Origin of the sequence: Mumia zhuanghuii (assembly GCF_042681565.1) — a bacterium.
Classification (GTDB): domain Bacteria; phylum Actinomycetota; class Actinomycetes; order Propionibacteriales; family Nocardioidaceae; genus Mumia.
The window spans coordinates 2,179,326-2,195,138 of record NZ_JBHUFT010000008.1 but is presented as its reverse complement, the minus strand read 5'-3'; the positions used below and the strand labels follow the sequence as shown (position 1 = coordinate 2,195,138).

Annotated in this window: 16 protein-coding genes; 6 read left to right on the top strand and 10 right to left on the bottom strand. The window is 71.2% G+C overall.

Annotated features, from left to right (window positions below; all coding sequences use genetic code 11):
* Positions 1-33: 33 nt before the first annotated feature.
* Entirely contained in the window at positions 34-492 is a 459-nt protein-coding gene (locus tag ACFSDF_RS19010) for an NfeD family protein (protein ID WP_167002900.1), read from the bottom strand.
* 36 nt (positions 493-528) lie between these two features.
* Positions 529-1,317 (bottom strand): ABC transporter ATP-binding protein, encoded by a 789-nt coding sequence (locus ACFSDF_RS19005; RefSeq protein ID WP_167002902.1) that lies wholly within the window; start codon positions 1,315-1,317, stop codon positions 529-531.
* A gap of 99 nt (positions 1,318-1,416) precedes the next feature.
* Between ACFSDF_RS19005 and ACFSDF_RS19000 the strand changes: the two genes are divergently transcribed.
* A complete protein-coding gene (locus ACFSDF_RS19000; RefSeq protein ID WP_167002904.1) occupies positions 1,417-2,160 on the top strand; it encodes a hypothetical protein in 744 nt (247 codons plus the stop codon).
* Positions 2,161-2,170: 10 nt separating this feature from the next.
* The gene (gene serB / locus ACFSDF_RS18995) at positions 2,171-3,382 is read left to right on the top strand and encodes a phosphoserine phosphatase SerB (protein ID WP_167002906.1); all 1,212 of its coding nucleotides are present in this window, start codon (positions 2,171-2,173) and stop codon (positions 3,380-3,382) included.
* Positions 3,383-3,452: 70 nt separating this feature from the next.
* Here the strand turns inward: serB and ACFSDF_RS18990 are convergent, their stop codons facing one another.
* Positions 3,453-3,962, bottom strand: coding sequence for a SixA phosphatase family protein (locus tag ACFSDF_RS18990; RefSeq protein ID WP_167002908.1), 510 nt, complete (start codon positions 3,960-3,962; stop codon positions 3,453-3,455).
* A gap of 3 nt (positions 3,963-3,965) precedes the next feature.
* Positions 3,966-4,181 (bottom strand): dodecin, encoded by a 216-nt coding sequence (locus ACFSDF_RS18985; protein ID WP_167002910.1) that lies wholly within the window; start codon positions 4,179-4,181, stop codon positions 3,966-3,968.
* 42 nt (positions 4,182-4,223) lie between these two features.
* Here ACFSDF_RS18985 and ACFSDF_RS18980 point away from each other — a divergent pair, with 42 nt between their 5' ends.
* Together ACFSDF_RS18980 and ACFSDF_RS18975 are read left to right on the top strand one after the other, a co-directional pair.
* Positions 4,224-4,565 (top strand): DUF3099 domain-containing protein, encoded by a 342-nt coding sequence (locus ACFSDF_RS18980; RefSeq protein ID WP_167002912.1) that lies wholly within the window; start codon positions 4,224-4,226, stop codon positions 4,563-4,565.
* A complete protein-coding gene (locus tag ACFSDF_RS18975) occupies positions 4,562-4,768 on the top strand; it encodes an acetone carboxylase (RefSeq protein WP_167002914.1) in 207 nt (68 codons plus the stop codon). Before ACFSDF_RS18980 ends, ACFSDF_RS18975 begins: the two co-directional genes overlap by 4 nt.
* Before the next feature lie 33 nt (positions 4,769-4,801).
* Here the strand turns inward: ACFSDF_RS18975 and moaA are convergent, their stop codons facing one another.
* Positions 4,802-5,821 carry a GTP 3',8-cyclase MoaA gene (moaA, locus tag ACFSDF_RS18970; protein ID WP_167002916.1) on the bottom strand — a complete coding sequence of 340 codons (1,020 nt, stop codon included), beginning with the start codon at positions 5,819-5,821 and terminating at the stop codon, positions 4,802-4,804.
* A gap of 65 nt (positions 5,822-5,886) precedes the next feature.
* On the opposite strand from moaA, the gene ACFSDF_RS18965 reads away from it, so the two are divergent.
* Complete coding sequence (locus ACFSDF_RS18965; protein WP_167002918.1) at positions 5,887-6,783, top strand: SURF1 family cytochrome oxidase biogenesis protein; 897 nt, start codon at positions 5,887-5,889, stop codon at positions 6,781-6,783.
* On the opposite strand, the gene ACFSDF_RS18960 is transcribed toward ACFSDF_RS18965, so the two are convergent.
* The 5 genes from ACFSDF_RS18960 to ACFSDF_RS18940 all read right to left on the bottom strand — a co-directional run bounded on the left by ACFSDF_RS18960 (position 6,715) and on the right by ACFSDF_RS18940 (position 11,036).
* A complete protein-coding gene (locus tag ACFSDF_RS18960) occupies positions 6,715-7,473 on the bottom strand; it encodes an SDR family oxidoreductase (protein WP_167002920.1) in 759 nt (252 codons plus the stop codon). The genes ACFSDF_RS18965 and ACFSDF_RS18960 overlap by 69 nt on opposite strands.
* Complete coding sequence (locus ACFSDF_RS18955) at positions 7,470-8,273, bottom strand: enoyl-CoA hydratase/isomerase family protein (RefSeq protein WP_167002922.1); 804 nt, start codon at positions 8,271-8,273, stop codon at positions 7,470-7,472. Before ACFSDF_RS18955 ends, ACFSDF_RS18960 begins: the two co-directional genes overlap by 4 nt.
* Positions 8,274-8,308: 35 nt before the next feature.
* Positions 8,309-9,910, bottom strand: a complete 1,602-nt coding sequence (locus ACFSDF_RS18950; RefSeq protein WP_167002924.1) for an ABC-F family ATP-binding cassette domain-containing protein — start codon at positions 9,908-9,910, stop codon at positions 8,309-8,311.
* A 97-nt stretch (positions 9,911-10,007) separates the two neighbouring features.
* Positions 10,008-10,613, bottom strand: coding sequence for a peptidylprolyl isomerase (locus ACFSDF_RS18945; RefSeq protein ID WP_279587729.1), 606 nt, complete (start codon positions 10,611-10,613; stop codon positions 10,008-10,010).
* Positions 10,614-10,748: 135 nt separating this feature from the next.
* Complete coding sequence (locus ACFSDF_RS18940) at positions 10,749-11,036, bottom strand: WXG100 family type VII secretion target (RefSeq protein WP_377158709.1); 288 nt, start codon at positions 11,034-11,036, stop codon at positions 10,749-10,751.
* 177 nt (positions 11,037-11,213) lie between these two features.
* Here ACFSDF_RS18940 and ACFSDF_RS18935 point away from each other — a divergent pair, with 177 nt between their 5' ends.
* Entirely contained in the window at positions 11,214-15,701 is a 4,488-nt protein-coding gene (locus tag ACFSDF_RS18935) for an FtsK/SpoIIIE domain-containing protein (RefSeq protein ID WP_377158707.1), read from the top strand.
* Positions 15,702-15,813: the final 112 nt, after the last annotated feature.

The following is a 15,813-nucleotide window of genomic DNA, read 5'->3' as shown; positions in this document are numbered from 1 at the left end:
CACGACCCGCCCATTCCCGAACCCGCTCCCGGGTCACTCCTCCGGGTACACCACCGCGGTCGCGCCGTCGATCTCGAACACCGCGACGCGGGTGCCTTCCTCGATCGTCACGCCTGGGTCGAACGCACGCGCCGACCACGTCTCTCCCCCGAGCTTGACCTGCCCCTGCGTCGCGTCGACGGTGCTCAGCGCGACCCCGGACGCGCCGACAAGCGCCTTCGTCCCGGTCTTGAGGTCCGGGCCGGTGTGCAGCCGTTTGACCATCGACGGACGCGCGAGCAGCAGCATCGCGAGCGAGACCGCGATCGCGATGACCGCGCTCACCGCCACCGATGCTCCCAGCGCCGCCGTGCCCGCACCGGCGAACGCACCGACCGCGAGCATGAGGAGCACGAGGTCGAGGCTCAGCAGCTCAGCGGTCGCGAGCAGCAGCCCTAGCCCGAGCCAGCCCGCCCAGGCGTTGTCCCCGAGCCACTCCCAGAAGCCGTTCATGACGGCGACTCTAGGGGACGCGAGGGGCGTACGAGGTCAGCGTGGCGCGCGACGTGCCGCGTAACGACCGTCGCGCTCCTCGAGGATCAGCGGCATGTGGAACGTGATCGCGAGGTTCTGGGCGGTGAGGGTCTCGGCGATCGCCCCCTTGGCGGTGACCTTGCCGTCACGCAGCATCAGCACGTGGGTGAAGCCCGGGGGGACCTCCTCCACGTGGTGCGAGACCAGCACGAGCACCGGCGCCTCGGGGTCACGCGCGAGCTTGCCGAGGTTGGAGACGAGATCCTCGCGGCCACCGAGGTCGAGACCCGCGGCCGGCTCGTCGAGGAGCAGCAGCTCAGGATCGGTCATCAGCGCGCGCGAGATCAGGACGCGCTTGCGCTCGCCCTCGCTGAGCGTGCCGAAGGTCCGGTCGACGAGTCGCTCGACCCCCATCAGCCGCAGGATCAGCAGTGCGCGCGCCTCGTCGAACTCCTCGTACTCCTCGCGCCACCGGCCTGTCACCCCGTACGAAGCGGTGATAACGACGTCGAGGACCCGCTCGGACTTGGGGATGCGCTCGGCGACGGCGGCGCTCGTGTAGCCGATGCGCGGCCGCAGCTCGAAGACGTCGACCGCGCCGAGGATCTCCCCGAGGACGGTCACCGTCCCTTCGCTCGGATGCATCTGGGTCGACGCGAGCTGCATCAACGTGGTCTTGCCAGCGCCGTTGGGTCCGAGGAGGACCCAGCGTTCTCCCTCGCTCACGGTCCAGCTGACGTCGTCGAGCAAAGTGTGGGTGCCGCGTCGTACGGTGACGTCGGCGAGCTCGAGCACGGGCGCCATGCACTACTCCTGCACGTTGGGGTGGGCGCCCCCAACCTACGGCACCCCAAGGGCGACCGCCTGACGCGGGTTGTCCCTCGACGTCCTAGGCTCGTCGTCGTGCCCACGTTGTCCCGTTCCGCACGCTGGGTCTGCTGGTTCAACGCCTGGCTCGCGGGTGCCGCACCGCTCGAGACCGCCGTCGACGCCGTCCGCGCAGACGACGCGGCGCACCATGTCCTCGGCACGCCCAGCGGCGCGCCCGCCGACCCTCCGCCACCCGAGCCGCTCCTGCTCGCCTGGGGTGCGCTGCGCCGCGCCGGAGCGACCGGGGCGAGCCTTGCCCTCCCCGAGCCCGGCGACCCGTACGGTCTCGCGGGGCCGGCGGCGTTCACGGCCGCGGCGACCGACGCGGGCGAGGCGGTGATGGTCGACGGCACGGGCATCGGGCTGGTTCCGGAGGTGATCGGGAGCGGGGTCTTCTGGCACCGGTACGAGGCCAACCCCGCCCCCCACGGCACAGGGCTCGCCGAAGCGTCGCGCGACCTCCGGACCGAGCTGGCCGTCACCGCCGACGAGCTCCTCGACCTCGATGTCGCTCGCTGGCAGCCGGAGGTCCGCGAGGCGCTCTCAGGTATCCGCGACACCACCGAGCCGCTCCTCGCGCCGGGCTACGCACCACGTGCCGAGGAGCTCGCGGCCACCGCCCAGCGTTGCCTGGCCATCGCCGACCTCGCGACCGCGACCGAGTCCGGGGCCGTCACCGCGTGGGAGGTCGACGCCCGCGGTACGCACCTGCGCAGCCTCGCCCGAACGGCACGGCACGCGCTGGTCGCCGCCTGCAACGCCGGTCGGCCCCGATAACCTCGGAGCCGTGAACGAGCCCGTCCCCACCCCGACCGCACCGCTCGACGGCCCCACCGTCTCCGTGACACTGCTGGGGCGTGACCACGCTGGTGTGACCGCGCGGCTGTTCGAGGCGTTCGCGGCGTACGACGTCGAGGTGATCGACGTCGAGCAGATCGTGCTGCGCGGACGCCTCGTCCTCGCGGTGCTGCTCACGGCCCCGCTCGACCGCGCGGGGTTCGAGCGGACGCTCTCCGCCGTGGCCGACGAGCTCGGGATGGAGCTCGACCTCGCGTACGGGCAGGGCGACAACCGGGGCCGCCGGCGCGGGCGCAGCCACGTCACCGTCCTCGGCGCCCCCCTCCTGCCGGCGGCGTTCGCCGCGGTCACCGCACAGGTCGCTGCCGCCGGCGGCAACATCGACCGGATCGTCCGGATGGCGCGCTACCCCGTGACCGCGATCGACCTCGACGTCTCCGGCGCCGAGCCCGAGGCGCTCCGGCGCGCGCTGGCCCTCGAGGCGGCGCGCCAGAACGTCGACGTCGCCGTGCAGCCGCTCGGCATCCACCAGCACGCCCAGCGGCTGGTCGTCATGGACGTCGACTCCACGCTCATCCAGGGCGAGGTGATCGAGATGATCGCCGCGCACGCCGGGTACGAGGCGGAGGTCGCCGAGGTGACCGCGGCGGCGATGCGCGGCGAGCTCGACTTCGCGGACTCGCTCGCGCAGCGGGTCGCACTCCTCGAAGGAGTCGACGCCAGCGCGCTCGACCAGGTGTACGACGCGATCCAGCTCGCGCCCGGCGCCCGCACGATGATCCGTACGCTCAAGCGGCTCGGCTACCGCTTCGCGCTGGTCTCCGGTGGCTTCACGCAGATCATCGACAAGCTCGCCGCCGACCTCGGGATCGACTACTGGGCGGCCAACACGCTGGAGGTGGCCGACGGGAAGTTGACGGGCCGCGTCACGGGGCCCGTGGTCGACCGCGCGGGCAAGGCAGAGGCGCTGCGCCGGTTCGCCGACGCCTCCGGCATCTCGCTCGCCAACACGGTCGCGATCGGCGACGGCGCCAACGACCTCGACATGCTCGAGGCCGCAGGGCTCGGGATCGCGTTCAACGCCAAGCCCGCCGTACGGGATGCCGCTGACACCTCGTTGTCCGTCCCGTACCTCGACGCGATCGTCTTCCTCCTCGGCATCACCCGCGAGGAGGTCGAGGCGGCGGACGCCCTCGCCTGACCCGCAACCCCTCCCGGGACGTCATACGGATCGCGGGTCGGGACCCACGATCCGTATGACGTCCCGGGGGTCAGCGGGGCGACGGGGCGAGGTAGTCCTCGAGCCGCATCGTCCGTGGATCGATGTCGAACCAGTCCCCGTCGTACGTCAGCACGGCGGCGGCCGACGTCGGGAAACCACGGTCGCCGTACGCCTTCCACGCGCCGTTGTGCGTCCCGTCGTGGAGCATCCAGACGAGGTCGCCCATCGACGGGTTGTGCCCGACGACGACGATCGTGCTTGGCTCGCCGTCGACGGCACGCACCTCTTGAAGGACCCGGTGCGCGCTGGCCTCGTACAGGCTCGGGGGGTACGCCACGTGGGCCGGTGCGAGGCCGAGCGACGCGTTGACCTCGTCGAACGTCTCGCGCGTCCGTACCGCCGGCGAGACGAGCGCGAGCGCGGTCCCGGTCACGAAGTCGGTGAGCTGCTCACCGCGGCGCCGGGCGTCGTCGTGACCGCGCCGCGTCAGCGCCCGGGCCAGGTCGGTGGACGCCGACCCCTCGGCCTTGGCGTGCCGGACCACGACCAGCTGCTTCACGGATTACTCGTCGTCCTCGAGGCGGAACCCGATCTTGAGGGTGACCTGGTAGTGATCGACCCGGTCTCCCTCGATGTGCCCGCGAATGCCCTCCACCTCGAACCAGTCCAGGTGACGCAGGGTCTTCGAGGCCCGCTCGATGCCGTTGGTGATCGCGTCGGAGACGCCCTCGGTCGAGGTGCCCACGATCTCGGTGATGCGGTACGTACGGTTCGTCATACTGCCCATCATGCCGCTGATCGACTGGCGTACCGTGGAGGGATGGAGGATCGCCATGCCGACCGTGTCAGCATCACCACGGCGCAGGTGGCCCGCAGCGAAGAGCTGAGGCACCGCCAGAACCGCTACCTGGTGTCGATGCTGATCCGTACGATCTGCTTCCTGCTCGCCGTCGTGGTCGACGGATGGGCTCGGTGGTTCTTCATCCTCGGCGCTCTCTTCCTGCCCTACGTCGCCGTCGTCTTCGCGAACACGGCGCGCCGCAAGCCCGTCGACCAGGCCGACGTGCTCCACCCCGAGCCGATCGGCGAGATCACGACCGGCCCGGTGACCAAGCCCGCCGACGAGACCGATGACCCTGACACAACGACAGGACCCCGGTGAACGACGAGACCCTGACCTGCTCCGCGAAGGGCTGCGAGAACCCCGCGAAGCACGCGCTCCTGTGGAACAACCCCAAGATCCACACGCCGGACCGGCGCAAGACGTGGCTCGCGTGCGACGCGCACGAGGAGTCGCTGCGCCAGTTCCTGTCGGCCCGTGGCTTCTGGAAGGAGACCCAGCCGGTCTCCTCCGACGTCGGCTGACGGTTCGCGCCGCCCGTCCCGCCCGCCGCTCGGCTAGCCGCCGATGGCCGACATCGGGCGGCTCGGCTGCAGGAACCCGACGTCGTCGATGCCGTGACCGGGAAGCTTCGTCCACATCGCGGCGCGCCAGCGGTCGGCGATCTCGTCGTCCGATGCTCCCCCGCGCAGCGCCGCCCGCAGGTCGGACTCCTCACGGGCGAAGAGGCAGTTGCGGACCTGCCCGTCGGCCGTCAGCCGGACCCGGTCGCAGTCGCCGCAGAACGGCCGCGTCACCGAGGCGATGATGCCGACCGTCGCGGGACCACCGTCCACGAGGAACTCCTCGGCCGGCGCCGAGCCTCGGTCTCGGTTCGCCGGTGTCAGCGTCATGTACGGGGCCAGCTTCTCGAAGATCTCGTCCGCCGTCACCATCGAGCTGCGGTCCCAGACGTGCTGGGCGTCCAGCGGCATCTGCTCGATGAACCGCAGACGGTAGCCCCGGTCGAGGCACCAGGCGAGCAGCTCAGGGGCCTGGTCGTCGTTGATGCCGCGCAGCAGCACCGCGTTGACCTTCACCGGGGCGATCCCCGCCTCCTGGGCGGCCTCGAGCCCGGCGACGACGTCGGCGTGCCGGTCACGACGGGTGATCTGCTCGAAGGTGTCCGGGCGGATCGTGTCGAGGCTGATGTTGACCCGGTCGAGCCCGGCCTCGGCCAGCGCTCCCGCGGTGTGCTTGAGCCCGAGACCGTTCGAGGTCAGCGACACCGTCGGCGTCGGGGAGAGCGCCTTGGTCGCGGTGACGATGCCCGCCAGCCCGCGTCGGAGCAAGGGCTCTCCGCCCGTGAACCGTACATCGGTCACACCGAGCCGCTCCACCGCGATCGTGACGAGCCGGACGACCTCGTCGTCGGTCAGCGTCTGCTCCGTCGGCATCCAGTCCAAGCCCTCAGCCGGCATGCAGTACTGGCAGCGCAGGTTGCAGCGGTCGGTGAGCGAGACGCGCAGATCAGTGGCCACCCGACCGTGGCGGTCGGCGAGCGTTGCTGCGGTCTGCGCGAGGGTCTCGGCAGTCATGACATCAGTCTAGGCACGCAGACCTCCGTCGGTGGCAGTGTGGAGCCGTTAGGTAACGTCGGGACGTGTACCGGTTCCTCCTGACCCGCCGCTGGCTCGCGTTCGCGCTGTTCGTGGTCCTGCTGGCCGGGGTCTGCACGTGGTTGGGGTTCTGGCAGTTCGGCCGCCTCGACGACAAGGTCGCACGCAACGACGTCACGCGGCAGAACGTGGAGTCGACGCCCGTCGCGCCTTCGAAGGTCGCGACCTCCGACATCGACGAGGCCGAGAGCAACGAGTGGCGCCAGGTCACGGTCACCGGCACGTACGACACCGCGAACAACCTCATCGTCAAGTACCAGACCCGTGACGAGGGCTCCGGAGTCGACATCGTCACTCCCCTCCGTACCGCTGACGGCACGGCCGTCCTCGTCGAGCGCGGCTGGCTCCCGTCTGCGAACCGGACCGGCGCGGACGTCGACGTCCCCACCCCGCCTTCCGGAGAGGTCACGGTGGTCGGCTGGTGGCGTGCCAACGACCACGTCCCCCTGTCCGCCACCCAGCCCGACGAGGCAGGCCAGGTGCGTGCCGTCTCGACGCTCGGGGTCGCACCGGCCCTCGACTATCCCCTGTACGAGGGCGGCTACCTGCTTCTCGAGGAGCAGGACCCGCCCAACGACGAGTTCATCCTTCCCGACGGGCCCGAGTATGGCCAGGGACCGCACTTCTTCTACGGCCTGCAGTGGTGGTTCTTCGGGGCACTCGGTGTCATCGGCTTCGGATGGTTCGCGTGGGCCGAGGCCCACCCGCGCGGTCCCCGCAAAGCGGGCCATGCCCGTCCCGGCCAACGCAGCGTTCCTGCCGCCCGCGCGGCCGCGGAGCGCGCCGCCGCCGCCCGAGCGGGCACGACCGGCTCACAGCGATCGGAGGGCGCCTCCGTCGACCGGGAGCATGACTCCGGTGACGTACGAAGCCGCAGGTGACAGCAGAAACGCTGCTGCCGCCCCGAACTCCTCTGGACGCCCGTACCGCCGCAGCGGGATCGACCGCTCCGAGGCCGCACGCGCAGCCTGAGGGTCGTCCGCCAGCGAGTCGAGGTGGCGGACGCGGTCGGTCTCGATCCGGCCCGGCAGCAGCCCGTTGACCCGTACGCCCCGGGGTCCGAGCTCGTCAGCCAGCTCCTTCGTGAGCATGGCCAGCCCTGGCCGCAGGCCGTTGCTGATCGACAGGCCGCCGATCGGTGTCCGTACCGACGACGAGAGCACGAGGGCGATCGCTCCGCCGTCGCCGAGGGCGGGAGCCAGCTCGCGGACGAGCCTCACCGCGCCCAGGAAGACCGACTCGAACGCGCCGCGCCACTGGTCGTCCGTCACGTCGGCGAGCGTGCCGCCCGGCGGACCACCGACGCTGACCAGCAGGCCGTCGAAGCGGCCGTAGCGCTCCGTCACCGCGCGCAGCACCTCGGCGGGCGTACCGGGATCGGCGTTGTCCGCGACCACGCCGGTCGCCCGCTCCGCCCCCAGCTGGGCGACCGCGACCTCGACGGCGTCGGCATCGCGCCCGGTGACCACCACCGACGCCCCCTGGTCGACGAGGCACTGCGCGCTGGCAAGCCCGAGCCCACGGCTCGCGCCGGTGAGGACGTACGCTCGTCCCTCCAGTCCGAGGCTCATCGGGCTCCCCCTGCGGCCGCGAGAACGGCCCGGAACCGGCCGTGCTGCGCGCGGCGCTCGGCCTTCGCCTGGGCCGCGAGGTCGAGACTGCCTGCCGACTGCAGCAGCGCCTTCGTGGCGCTCACCGCTCCGTGCGGGGCTGCGGTGAGGGCTGCGACGAGGTCAGCGAGCCGGGTGTCGAGCTCAGCGAGGGGTACGGTCTCCAGCGCGATCCCGAGGCGCGTGGCCTCCTCGGCAGGCACCCACCGGGCGGTCGCGCAGATCTCCAGCGCACGGGCGTACCCGACGGCCTCCACGAGCGGCTTGGTGCCGGTGAGATCGGGGACGAGCCCGAGCGCGGGCTCCTTCATGCAGAACTGGGCGTCGTCGGCGACGATCCGCAGGTCGCAGGCGAGCGCCAGCTGGAACCCGGCACCGACCGCATGGCCCTGGACGACGGCCACGGAGACGAACCGTGGGTCGCGCAACCAGGTGAAGCCCTCCTGGTACGAGGCGACCGTGGCGTCGAACTCCTCCACGCTGCCCGCGGCCATCTCGGGGAAGCCACGCTCGCCCTCGATGCCCTGCGGGCTCAGCATCGCGCGGTCGAGACCTGCGGAGAACGACGCGCCGCCCCCGCGCACGACGACCACCCTGACGTCGTCGCCGACCGCGGCACCGACCGCGGCGAGCGCGCGCCACATGGCTGGCGTCTGGGCGTTGCGGACATCAGGGCGGTTCAGGGTGACGGTGAGGACGGGACCGTCGACGGCGACGTCGAGCCCGGCGGCACCAAGCGACTCGGAAGAGGGATAGCTCATGAGGGTGAGGCTATCGAGCGAGGTGCGTCGGGGCCTCAGGCGAGGCTGATGAGCTCCTGGTAGTCGGCGGTCCAGAGGTCCTCGACGCCGTCGGGGAGGATGAGCACGCGGTCGGGCTGGAGCGCCTCGACCGCACCCTCGTCGTGGGTGACGAGCACGATCGCGCCTTGGTACGAACGGATCGCCCCCAGCACCTCCTCGCGCGACGCAGGGTCGAGGTTGTTGGTGGGCTCGTCGAGCAGGAGGACGTTCGCCTGGGAGACGATCAGCGTCGCCAACGCCAGGCGGGTCTTTTCGCCGCCGGAGAGGACCCGTGACGGCTTGTGCGCATCGTCGCCGCTGAAGAGGAAGGCGCCGAGCACGCTGCGCGCCTGCGTGTCGGTCAGCGAGGGCGCGGCCGACTGCATGTTCTCGAGGACCGAGCGTTCCAGGTCGAGCGTCTCGTGCTCCTGCGCGTAGTAGCCCAGCTTGAGCCCGTGACCAGGACGGATCTCGCCGGTGTCGGACGCGTCGAGGCCGCCGAGGATGCGCAGCAGCGTCGTCTTGCCGGCGCCGTTGAGCCCGAGGATCACGACGCGGCTGCCGCGGTCGATCGCGAGGTCCACGTCGGTGAAGATCTCCAGCGACCCGTACGACTTGGACAGGCCTTCGGCCATCAGCGGCGTCTTGCCGACCGGCGCCGGGGTCGGGAAGTCGATCTTGGCGACCCGGTCGGCCGCACGCTCACCCTCGAGCCCGGCCAGCATCTTCTCGGCACGGCGCGCCATGTTCTGGGCAGCGGTCGCCTTCGTGGCCTTGGCCCGCATCTTGTCGGCCTGCGCCATCAGGGTCGACGCCTTGCGCTCGGCGTTGGAGCGCTCGCGCTTGCGGCGGCGCTCGTCGGTCTCACGCTGCTCGAGGTACTTGCGCCACCCCATGTTGTAGACGTCGATCTCGGCACGGTTCGCGTCGAGGTGGAAAACCTTGGTGACGACGTCCTCGAGGAGCACGACGTCGTGGCTGATGATGACGACACCGCCCCTGTACGACATGAGGAAGTTGCGCAGCCACACGATCGAGTCGGCGTCGAGGTGGTTGGTCGGCTCGTCGAGAAGGAGCGTGTCGGCACCGAGGAAAAGGATGCGTGCCAGCTCGATCCGGCGCCGCTGGCCGCCCGAGAGCGTCTTCAGGGGCTGCTCGAGGATCCGGTCGGGCAGCCCCAGGCTGGCGGCGATCGTGGCGGCCTCGGACGCCGCGGCGTACCCGCCTCCGGCGTGCAGCTCGGCGTCGGCGCGCGCGTAGCGCCTCATCGCCTTGTCGCGGATCGCGTCGTCGTCGGAGCCCATCTCGATCTCCGAACGCCGCAGTGCCCGGTAGACCTCGTCGAGGCCGCGCGCGGACAGGATCCGGTCGCGGGCGCTCTGCTCAGGGTCGCCGGTGCGCGGGTCCTGCGGGAGGTAGCCGATGGTCCCGCGGCGGGTGATCGTCCCCGCGGTCGGGTCAGTGCCCTCGCCGGCGAGGATCTTCGTGAGCGTGGTCTTGCCCGCTCCGTTGCGCCCCACCAGACCGACCTTGTCGCCGTCGGCGACCTGGAACGTCGCCCCCGACATGAGGACGCGTGCGCCCACGCGCAGCTCGAGGTCGTGGACGCTGATCATGGCGGAGCTACTCCTGGGAGGTGGGAGAAAGGGAGAAGGAGACGTCGACGCCTCCGGAGGCCGAGATCTCGGCCACCAGCCAGTGTACGGAGTCGGGTCAGTCGGCCACGACGACGGACTCGATCACCACGGGCTCGACGGGCGCATCCATCTCACCGGTCTGCACCGCGGAGATCTCGTCGACGACCGCCTTGCTCGCGTCGTCGGCGACCTCGCCGAAGATCGTGTGCAGTCCGTCGAGGTGCGGGGTCTCGGCCGTCGTGATGAAGAACTGGGAGCCGTTGGTGTCCGGGCCCGCGTTGGCCATCGCCAGCAGATAGGGGCGATCGAACGTGAGGCTGTCGACGATCTCGTCCTCGAACTCGTAGCCGGGACCGCCCATGCCCGTGCCGAGCGGGTCGCCGCCCTGGATCATGAAGCCAGGGATCACACGGTGGAAGACGGTGTCGTCGTAGAGCGGCTCGTCCTTCTTGTCGCCCGACTCCGGGTCGGTCCACTCCTTGTCGCCGGTCGCGAGACCGACGAAGTTCGCGACGGTCTCAGGTGCCTCGTCAGGGAAGAGCGTCACGGTGATGTCACCGTGGTTGGTCGTGATCGTGGCCTGCGCGGCCGAGACGGACGCACCCGCGTCCTCGTCGTCGCCGCCGCAGCCGGTCACGAGGAGCAACACCGCCGCCATCGAGGCGATCCACCGCATGCGCACGAGAGGGCCCTTTCTCCAGGAGGTCGTAGGCACCGTACCGTGCCGGTCTCGACGGAACGGCACCGCACAGCACGGCGCGAGCCGGCGTTCGGTGGTCGAACGTCGGCTCGCGCGGGTGTGACGTCGGTGAGCTGGTCAGCCCTTGAGCGCGCTGGCGAGCTGCTCGTCGGTCTGCGCGAGCGCCTCGGCGGCCTTCGTGAGGTACTGGCTCATGCCGGTCAGACCCTCGATGGTCTGCTTGACGCCGGTGTTGAACTCCTCGTAGGACTCGTTGAATGCCTTGGAGGACTTGTCCGTGACGTAGCCGTCGGAGACGAGCTGGTCGACGAGCGACTTGAGCTTCGAGAGGGTGCCCTCGATCTCCGTCTGCCCGTCGGTGAGCTTTGTCGCCGCCGACTCCATCTCGGCGTAGGTGACGTTCATGTTCGCCATGCTGCGTTCCTCTCGTCGTGTGGGTGATCCGCGACCGCCGCTGTCGAAGGCCACCGGACCGAACCGAGGTATATGGTCCGCAAGCACTCTAGACGCGGCGAGGGTCAGCCCGGCAACCACGAACCCGCTCCGATCGGGCCGAACCACGGCGCAACTATCCTTGCGCGCATGCGTGTCGAGGTCACCGTGTCCAACCCCGCGACGGGCTCGTGGCGAGACGTCGTCGTCGAGGCCGACGACGCCACCCCGACCGGCGAGGTGCTCCGTCATCTGCTCGGCCACTCCCCCGTCGCGATGCCGGCTCCCGACACGGCCGACGTCATCTCGCTGGCCGCGCACCGCGACGGCCGCGCGCTCGGCGCGACGGTGTCGACACCACCCGCTCCGACGGTCTACTACCGCGGCGAGAGCGTCGACACCCAGGTCCCGGTCGCCGAGTCCGGTCTGAAGCACGGCGCCCTCCTCACCGTCGACAGCCCGAGTGCGCTGCAGCTGGACGAGCCCGATGGTCTGGCGGAGGTCCGGGTCGTCACGGGGCCGGGCGCAGGCGCCGTGCACCGTCTCTCGTTCGGCACGGCCACCGTCGGCTCGGAGCGTGGCTGCACGATCTGCCTGCCCGATCCCCGCATCCCGCCGTTGTGCGTGACCCTCGACGTCGACATGAGCGGGGCAGTGACCGTACGGGCGGCCGACGGCGCCTCGGACGTGCTCGCGGAGACCGTCGCCTCGGGCCGTGAAGCCCTGACGCTCGAACGCGAGCCGGTGACTACGGAGGCGACAGCGTGGGCGATCGGCGCCCAGCTGGTCCTGGGCAGCGTGATCCTCGAGCTCGAGGAGGTCACCGGTCCCGACGCCGCACTCGACGACAGCGCAGAGGCCGGCTGGCTCGACTACAACCGCCCGCCGCGTCTGCTGCCACCCGAGCGGCCGACGACGTTCCGGCTCCCGAGCCCGCCGAGCGAGGACGCGAAGCCGGGGCTGCCCTGGATGGTCATGCTGGCACCGGTGTTCCTCGGCGTCGGCCTCGCCGTGATGACCCAGCGCTGGTACATGCTCACGATGGCGATCTTCTCGCCGCTGATGATGCTCGCGTCGTGGGTGCAGTCCCGCAAGCAGGGCAAGCAGTCATACCGGCGCAAGCTCGCCGAGTACCGCGAGCGCAAGACCAGCACCGAGGCCGACATCGAGCAGGCGGTCGTCGACGAACGGCTCGCCCGCCGCCTCGAGGCTCCCGACCCGGCGTTGACGATGCTCGTCGCCAACGGCCCACGAGCCCGGCTGTGGGAGCGCCGGACCACCGACCCCGACTACCTGACCGTACGACTGGGCGTCGGCGACCTGCCGTCCGAGGTGACCGTCGAGGATCCTGAACAGCTCGAGCACCGCCGCACCACGTTCCGTACGGCCTACGACGTCCCCATCGCCGTCTCGCTGCGCGAACGCGGCGTCGTCGGCATCGCCGGCCGCGACGACATCCCTCGCCAGGTGGCGAGCTGGGCCGTCGCGCAGCTCGCTGTCCTTCAGAGCCCGCGCGACACCCAGGTGTACGTCCTCACCGACGCGCAGGGCGCAGCGTCGTGGGAGTGGGTCCGCTGGCTCCCCCACGCGCGCCCGCAGTTCGGCCAGGACACCGTCGTCACGATCGGCAACGACACGGAGACCTGCGCACGCCGTATCGCCGAGCTCTCGGCGGCTCTCGCCGCCCGGCAGGCCGCGATGCGCAAGGGCGGCTCGGGCAAGAAGCTCGACGCACCCGACATCGTCGTCGTCATCGACGGGGCACGCCGCCTGCGCAGCCTGCCCGGTGTCGTCGCCCTGCTCAAGCAAGGACCGTCGGTCGGCATCTATGCGCTGTGCCTCGACGCCGACGAGCGCCTCCTCCCGGAGGAGGCCACCGCGGTCGTGCTCCAAGCTCCACACGGCCTCGCCCTCCGCCAGCAGCGGGTGACGATGGTCGACGCGATCATGCCCGACGTCGTCGGCCACCGCTGGCTGCACCGCGTCGCGCGGGCGCTCGCACCGCTGCGCGACATCTCCGGCGGCGACGACGACTCCGTCCTTCCCGCGGCCTGCCGCCTCACGGAGGTGATGTCCATCGAGCCTCCGACCCCGGACCTCGTCCGTGCTCGCTGGGCGGTCAGCCCACGCTCGACGGAGGCCGTGGTCGGGGTGTCCCTCGACGGCCCGTTCGCCATCGACATGCGCAAGGACGGGCCGCACGGTCTCGTCGCCGGTACGACCGGTGCCGGCAAGTCGGAGCTCCTCCAGACGATCGTCGCGTCACTCGCCGTCGCGAACCGTCCCGACGGCATGACGTTCGTGCTGGTCGACTACAAGGGTGGTGCCGCCTTCAAGGACTGCGTCGACCTCCCCCACACGGTCGGGATGGTCACCGACCTCGACACGCACCTCGTCGAGCGGGCGCTCATCTCGCTCGGTGCCGAGCTCACCCGGCGCGAGCACATCCTCGCCGCCGCCGGTGCGAAGGACATCGAGGACTACGTCGACCTCCAGGTCAAGCGCCCCGAGCTGGCGGCGATGCCCCGACTGCTCATCGTCATCGACGAGTTCGCCTCGCTCGCCCGCGAGCTGCCCGACTTCGTCACCGGCCTGGTCAACATCGCGCAGCGTGGCCGCTCGCTCGGGATCCACCTGATCCTCGCCACGCAGCGACCGTCCGGCGTCGTCTCGCCCGAGATCCGTGCCAACACGAACCTGCGGATCGCGCTGCGCGTCACCGACGGCTCCGAGAGCAGCGACGTCATCGACGCCCCGGAGGCCGGGAGCATCTCCAAGGCCACGCCCGGCCGCGCGTACGTCAGGCTCGGCGCCAACTCGCTCGTGCCGTTCCAGTCCGGTCGCGTCGGTGGTCGGCGTCCGGGCACCGTCAACACCGCGAGCGTCCCGTGGGTCAGCTCTCTCGGGCTCGCAGACCTCGCGCAGCCGATCCCGCTGCGACCGAAGGTCGCGGTGACCGACGACGCCGAGATCACCGATCTCACGGTGCTCGTCGAGGCCATCCGTACGGCCAACGACCAGCTGGGGCTGGAGCGCCAGCACAGCCCGTGGCTGCCCTCACTAGCGACCGACGTGCGGTTGTCCGACCTCCTGGGCGCGAGCCGCGCAGCAACCTCGCCCGCGCTGCCGCCCATCCCGTACGCCCGCGAGGACCACCCTGCCGAGCAGGACCAGCGTCCGGCCGTCATCGACTTCGCCTCGTTCTCGCACCTCGCGATCGTCGGCGGCCCGCGCAGCGGGCGGTCGCAGGCCCTGCGCACCATGGCCGCCGCGATCGCCTCGCTGGTGAGCCCCGCCGACGTCCACCTGTACGGGCTCGACTGCGGCAACGGTGCCCTCCTCCCGCTCGCCGACCTCCCGCACTGCGGGGCCGTGGTGCAGCGGACCCAGACCGATCGTGCGACGCGCCTGTTCACGCGGCTGCGCGCCGAGCTCGCGCGCCGCCAGGAGGTGCTGGCCGAGGGCGGGTTCGCCGACCTCACCGAGCAGCGGTCGTCGGTCGCACCGGACGAGCGGCTGCCGCACGTCGTCGTCATGCTCGACCGGTGGGAGGGGTTCCTCGGATCGCTCGCCGAGCTCGACGGCGGTACGCCTCTCGACCAGGTGCAGACGTTCCTCCGCGAGGGTGCCTCGGTCGGCATCCACCTCATCGTGACCGGCGACCGTCAGCTCGTGAACGTCCGGCTCGGCTCGCTATTCGAAGACAAGATCAGCCTGCGCCTGCCCGATCGCGCCGACTACTCGCTGCTCGGCCTGCAGCCGCGCAAGATGCCCGAGGAGATCCCCGAGGGTCGCGGCTTCCGCTCCGAAAGCGGCCTCGAGCTCCAGTTCGCATTGCTCGACGGCGAGCCCGGCGGACAGGCCCAGGCGGCCGCGCTGCGGGCGGTCGGCGCGTGGTCGCGTGAGCGTTGGTCGGACGTCCCCCGTGCGGCACGTCCGTTCCGCGTCGACGTGCTCCCGACCCGGATCGGCTTCGACGAGGCGTGGGACCTGCGGGCCGAGCCGTTCGCGCCGATGCCGTGGGGCCTGATCGGTGTGGGCGGCGACGAGCTCACCGCCCTCGGCCTGGACCTCGCCCGTACCCCGGCGGCGATCATCGCCGGTCCGGCACGCAGCGGCCGATCCACCGCGCTGCTCTCGGTCGCCGACTCGCTGCTGCGCGGCGGTGCCGAGGTTGTCGTCGCGGCTCCTCGGCCGTCGCCGCTGCGCGACCTGGCCGGACGCGCGGGCGTTCGCGCCGTGCTCACCGACGCCGACCTGCGGACCGACGAGCTCCAGCCGCTCATGGACGAGGGCGACGGACCGGTCGTGCTGATCGTCGATGACGGCGAGCTGCTCAAGGACGTCGACGCGAAGGACTACCTCAAGTCCGTCCTACGGACCGGCGGCGACCGTGGGCGCGCGATCGTGCTCGGCGGTGACTCGGACGCGGTTGCGAGCGGGTTCAGCGGGTGGCAGGTCGACATGAAGGGCCGCCAGGGGCTCCTCCTTGCCGCATCGAGCGTCACCGACGGCGAGCTCATCGGTGTCCGGATCCCGCGCAGCTCGATGGGCGCACCCACGACGCCCGGGCGCGTCATGGCCAACCTCGGCGACGGCGTCCTCCGTACGGTTCAGGTCCCGCAAGCAACTCCCTGACGCACGCAGGCGCGGGGCACGCACGCGGGCCGGGCCTTGGGCGCCTACCCGCCGACGCGGGCTGGCCGTGGACGCCCACTCACCGACGGCGAGCAGCCACCCTCGGCGGACG

What these genes read in the sequence shown, in the direction of transcription:
- ACFSDF_RS19010 (WP_167002900.1), bottom strand. Translation starts at nt 492, where the DNA reads ATGAACGGCTTCTGGGAGTGGCTCGGGGACAACGCCTGGGCGGGCTGG.
- ACFSDF_RS19005 (WP_167002902.1), bottom strand. Translation starts at nt 1,317, where the DNA reads ATGGCGCCCGTGCTCGAGCTCGCCGACGTCACCGTACGACGCGGCACC.
- ACFSDF_RS18985 (WP_167002910.1), bottom strand. Translation starts at nt 4,181, where the DNA reads ATGACGAACCGTACGTACCGCATCACCGAGATCGTGGGCACCTCGACC.
- ACFSDF_RS18980 (WP_167002912.1), top strand. Translation starts at nt 4,224, where the DNA reads ATGGAGGATCGCCATGCCGACCGTGTCAGCATCACCACGGCGCAGGTG.
- moaA (WP_167002916.1), bottom strand. Translation starts at nt 5,821, where the DNA reads ATGACTGCCGAGACCCTCGCGCAGACCGCAGCAACGCTCGCCGACCGC.
- ACFSDF_RS18960 (WP_167002920.1), bottom strand. Translation starts at nt 7,473, where the DNA reads ATGAGCCTCGGACTGGAGGGACGAGCGTACGTCCTCACCGGCGCGAGC.
- ACFSDF_RS18955 (WP_167002922.1), bottom strand. Translation starts at nt 8,273, where the DNA reads ATGAGCTATCCCTCTTCCGAGTCGCTTGGTGCCGCCGGGCTCGACGTC.
- ACFSDF_RS18950 (WP_167002924.1), bottom strand. Translation starts at nt 9,910, where the DNA reads ATGATCAGCGTCCACGACCTCGAGCTGCGCGTGGGCGCACGCGTCCTC.
- ACFSDF_RS18940 (WP_377158709.1), bottom strand. Translation starts at nt 11,036, where the DNA reads ATGAACGTCACCTACGCCGAGATGGAGTCGGCGGCGACAAAGCTCACC.
- ACFSDF_RS18935 (WP_377158707.1), top strand. Translation starts at nt 11,214, where the DNA reads ATGCGTGTCGAGGTCACCGTGTCCAACCCCGCGACGGGCTCGTGGCGA.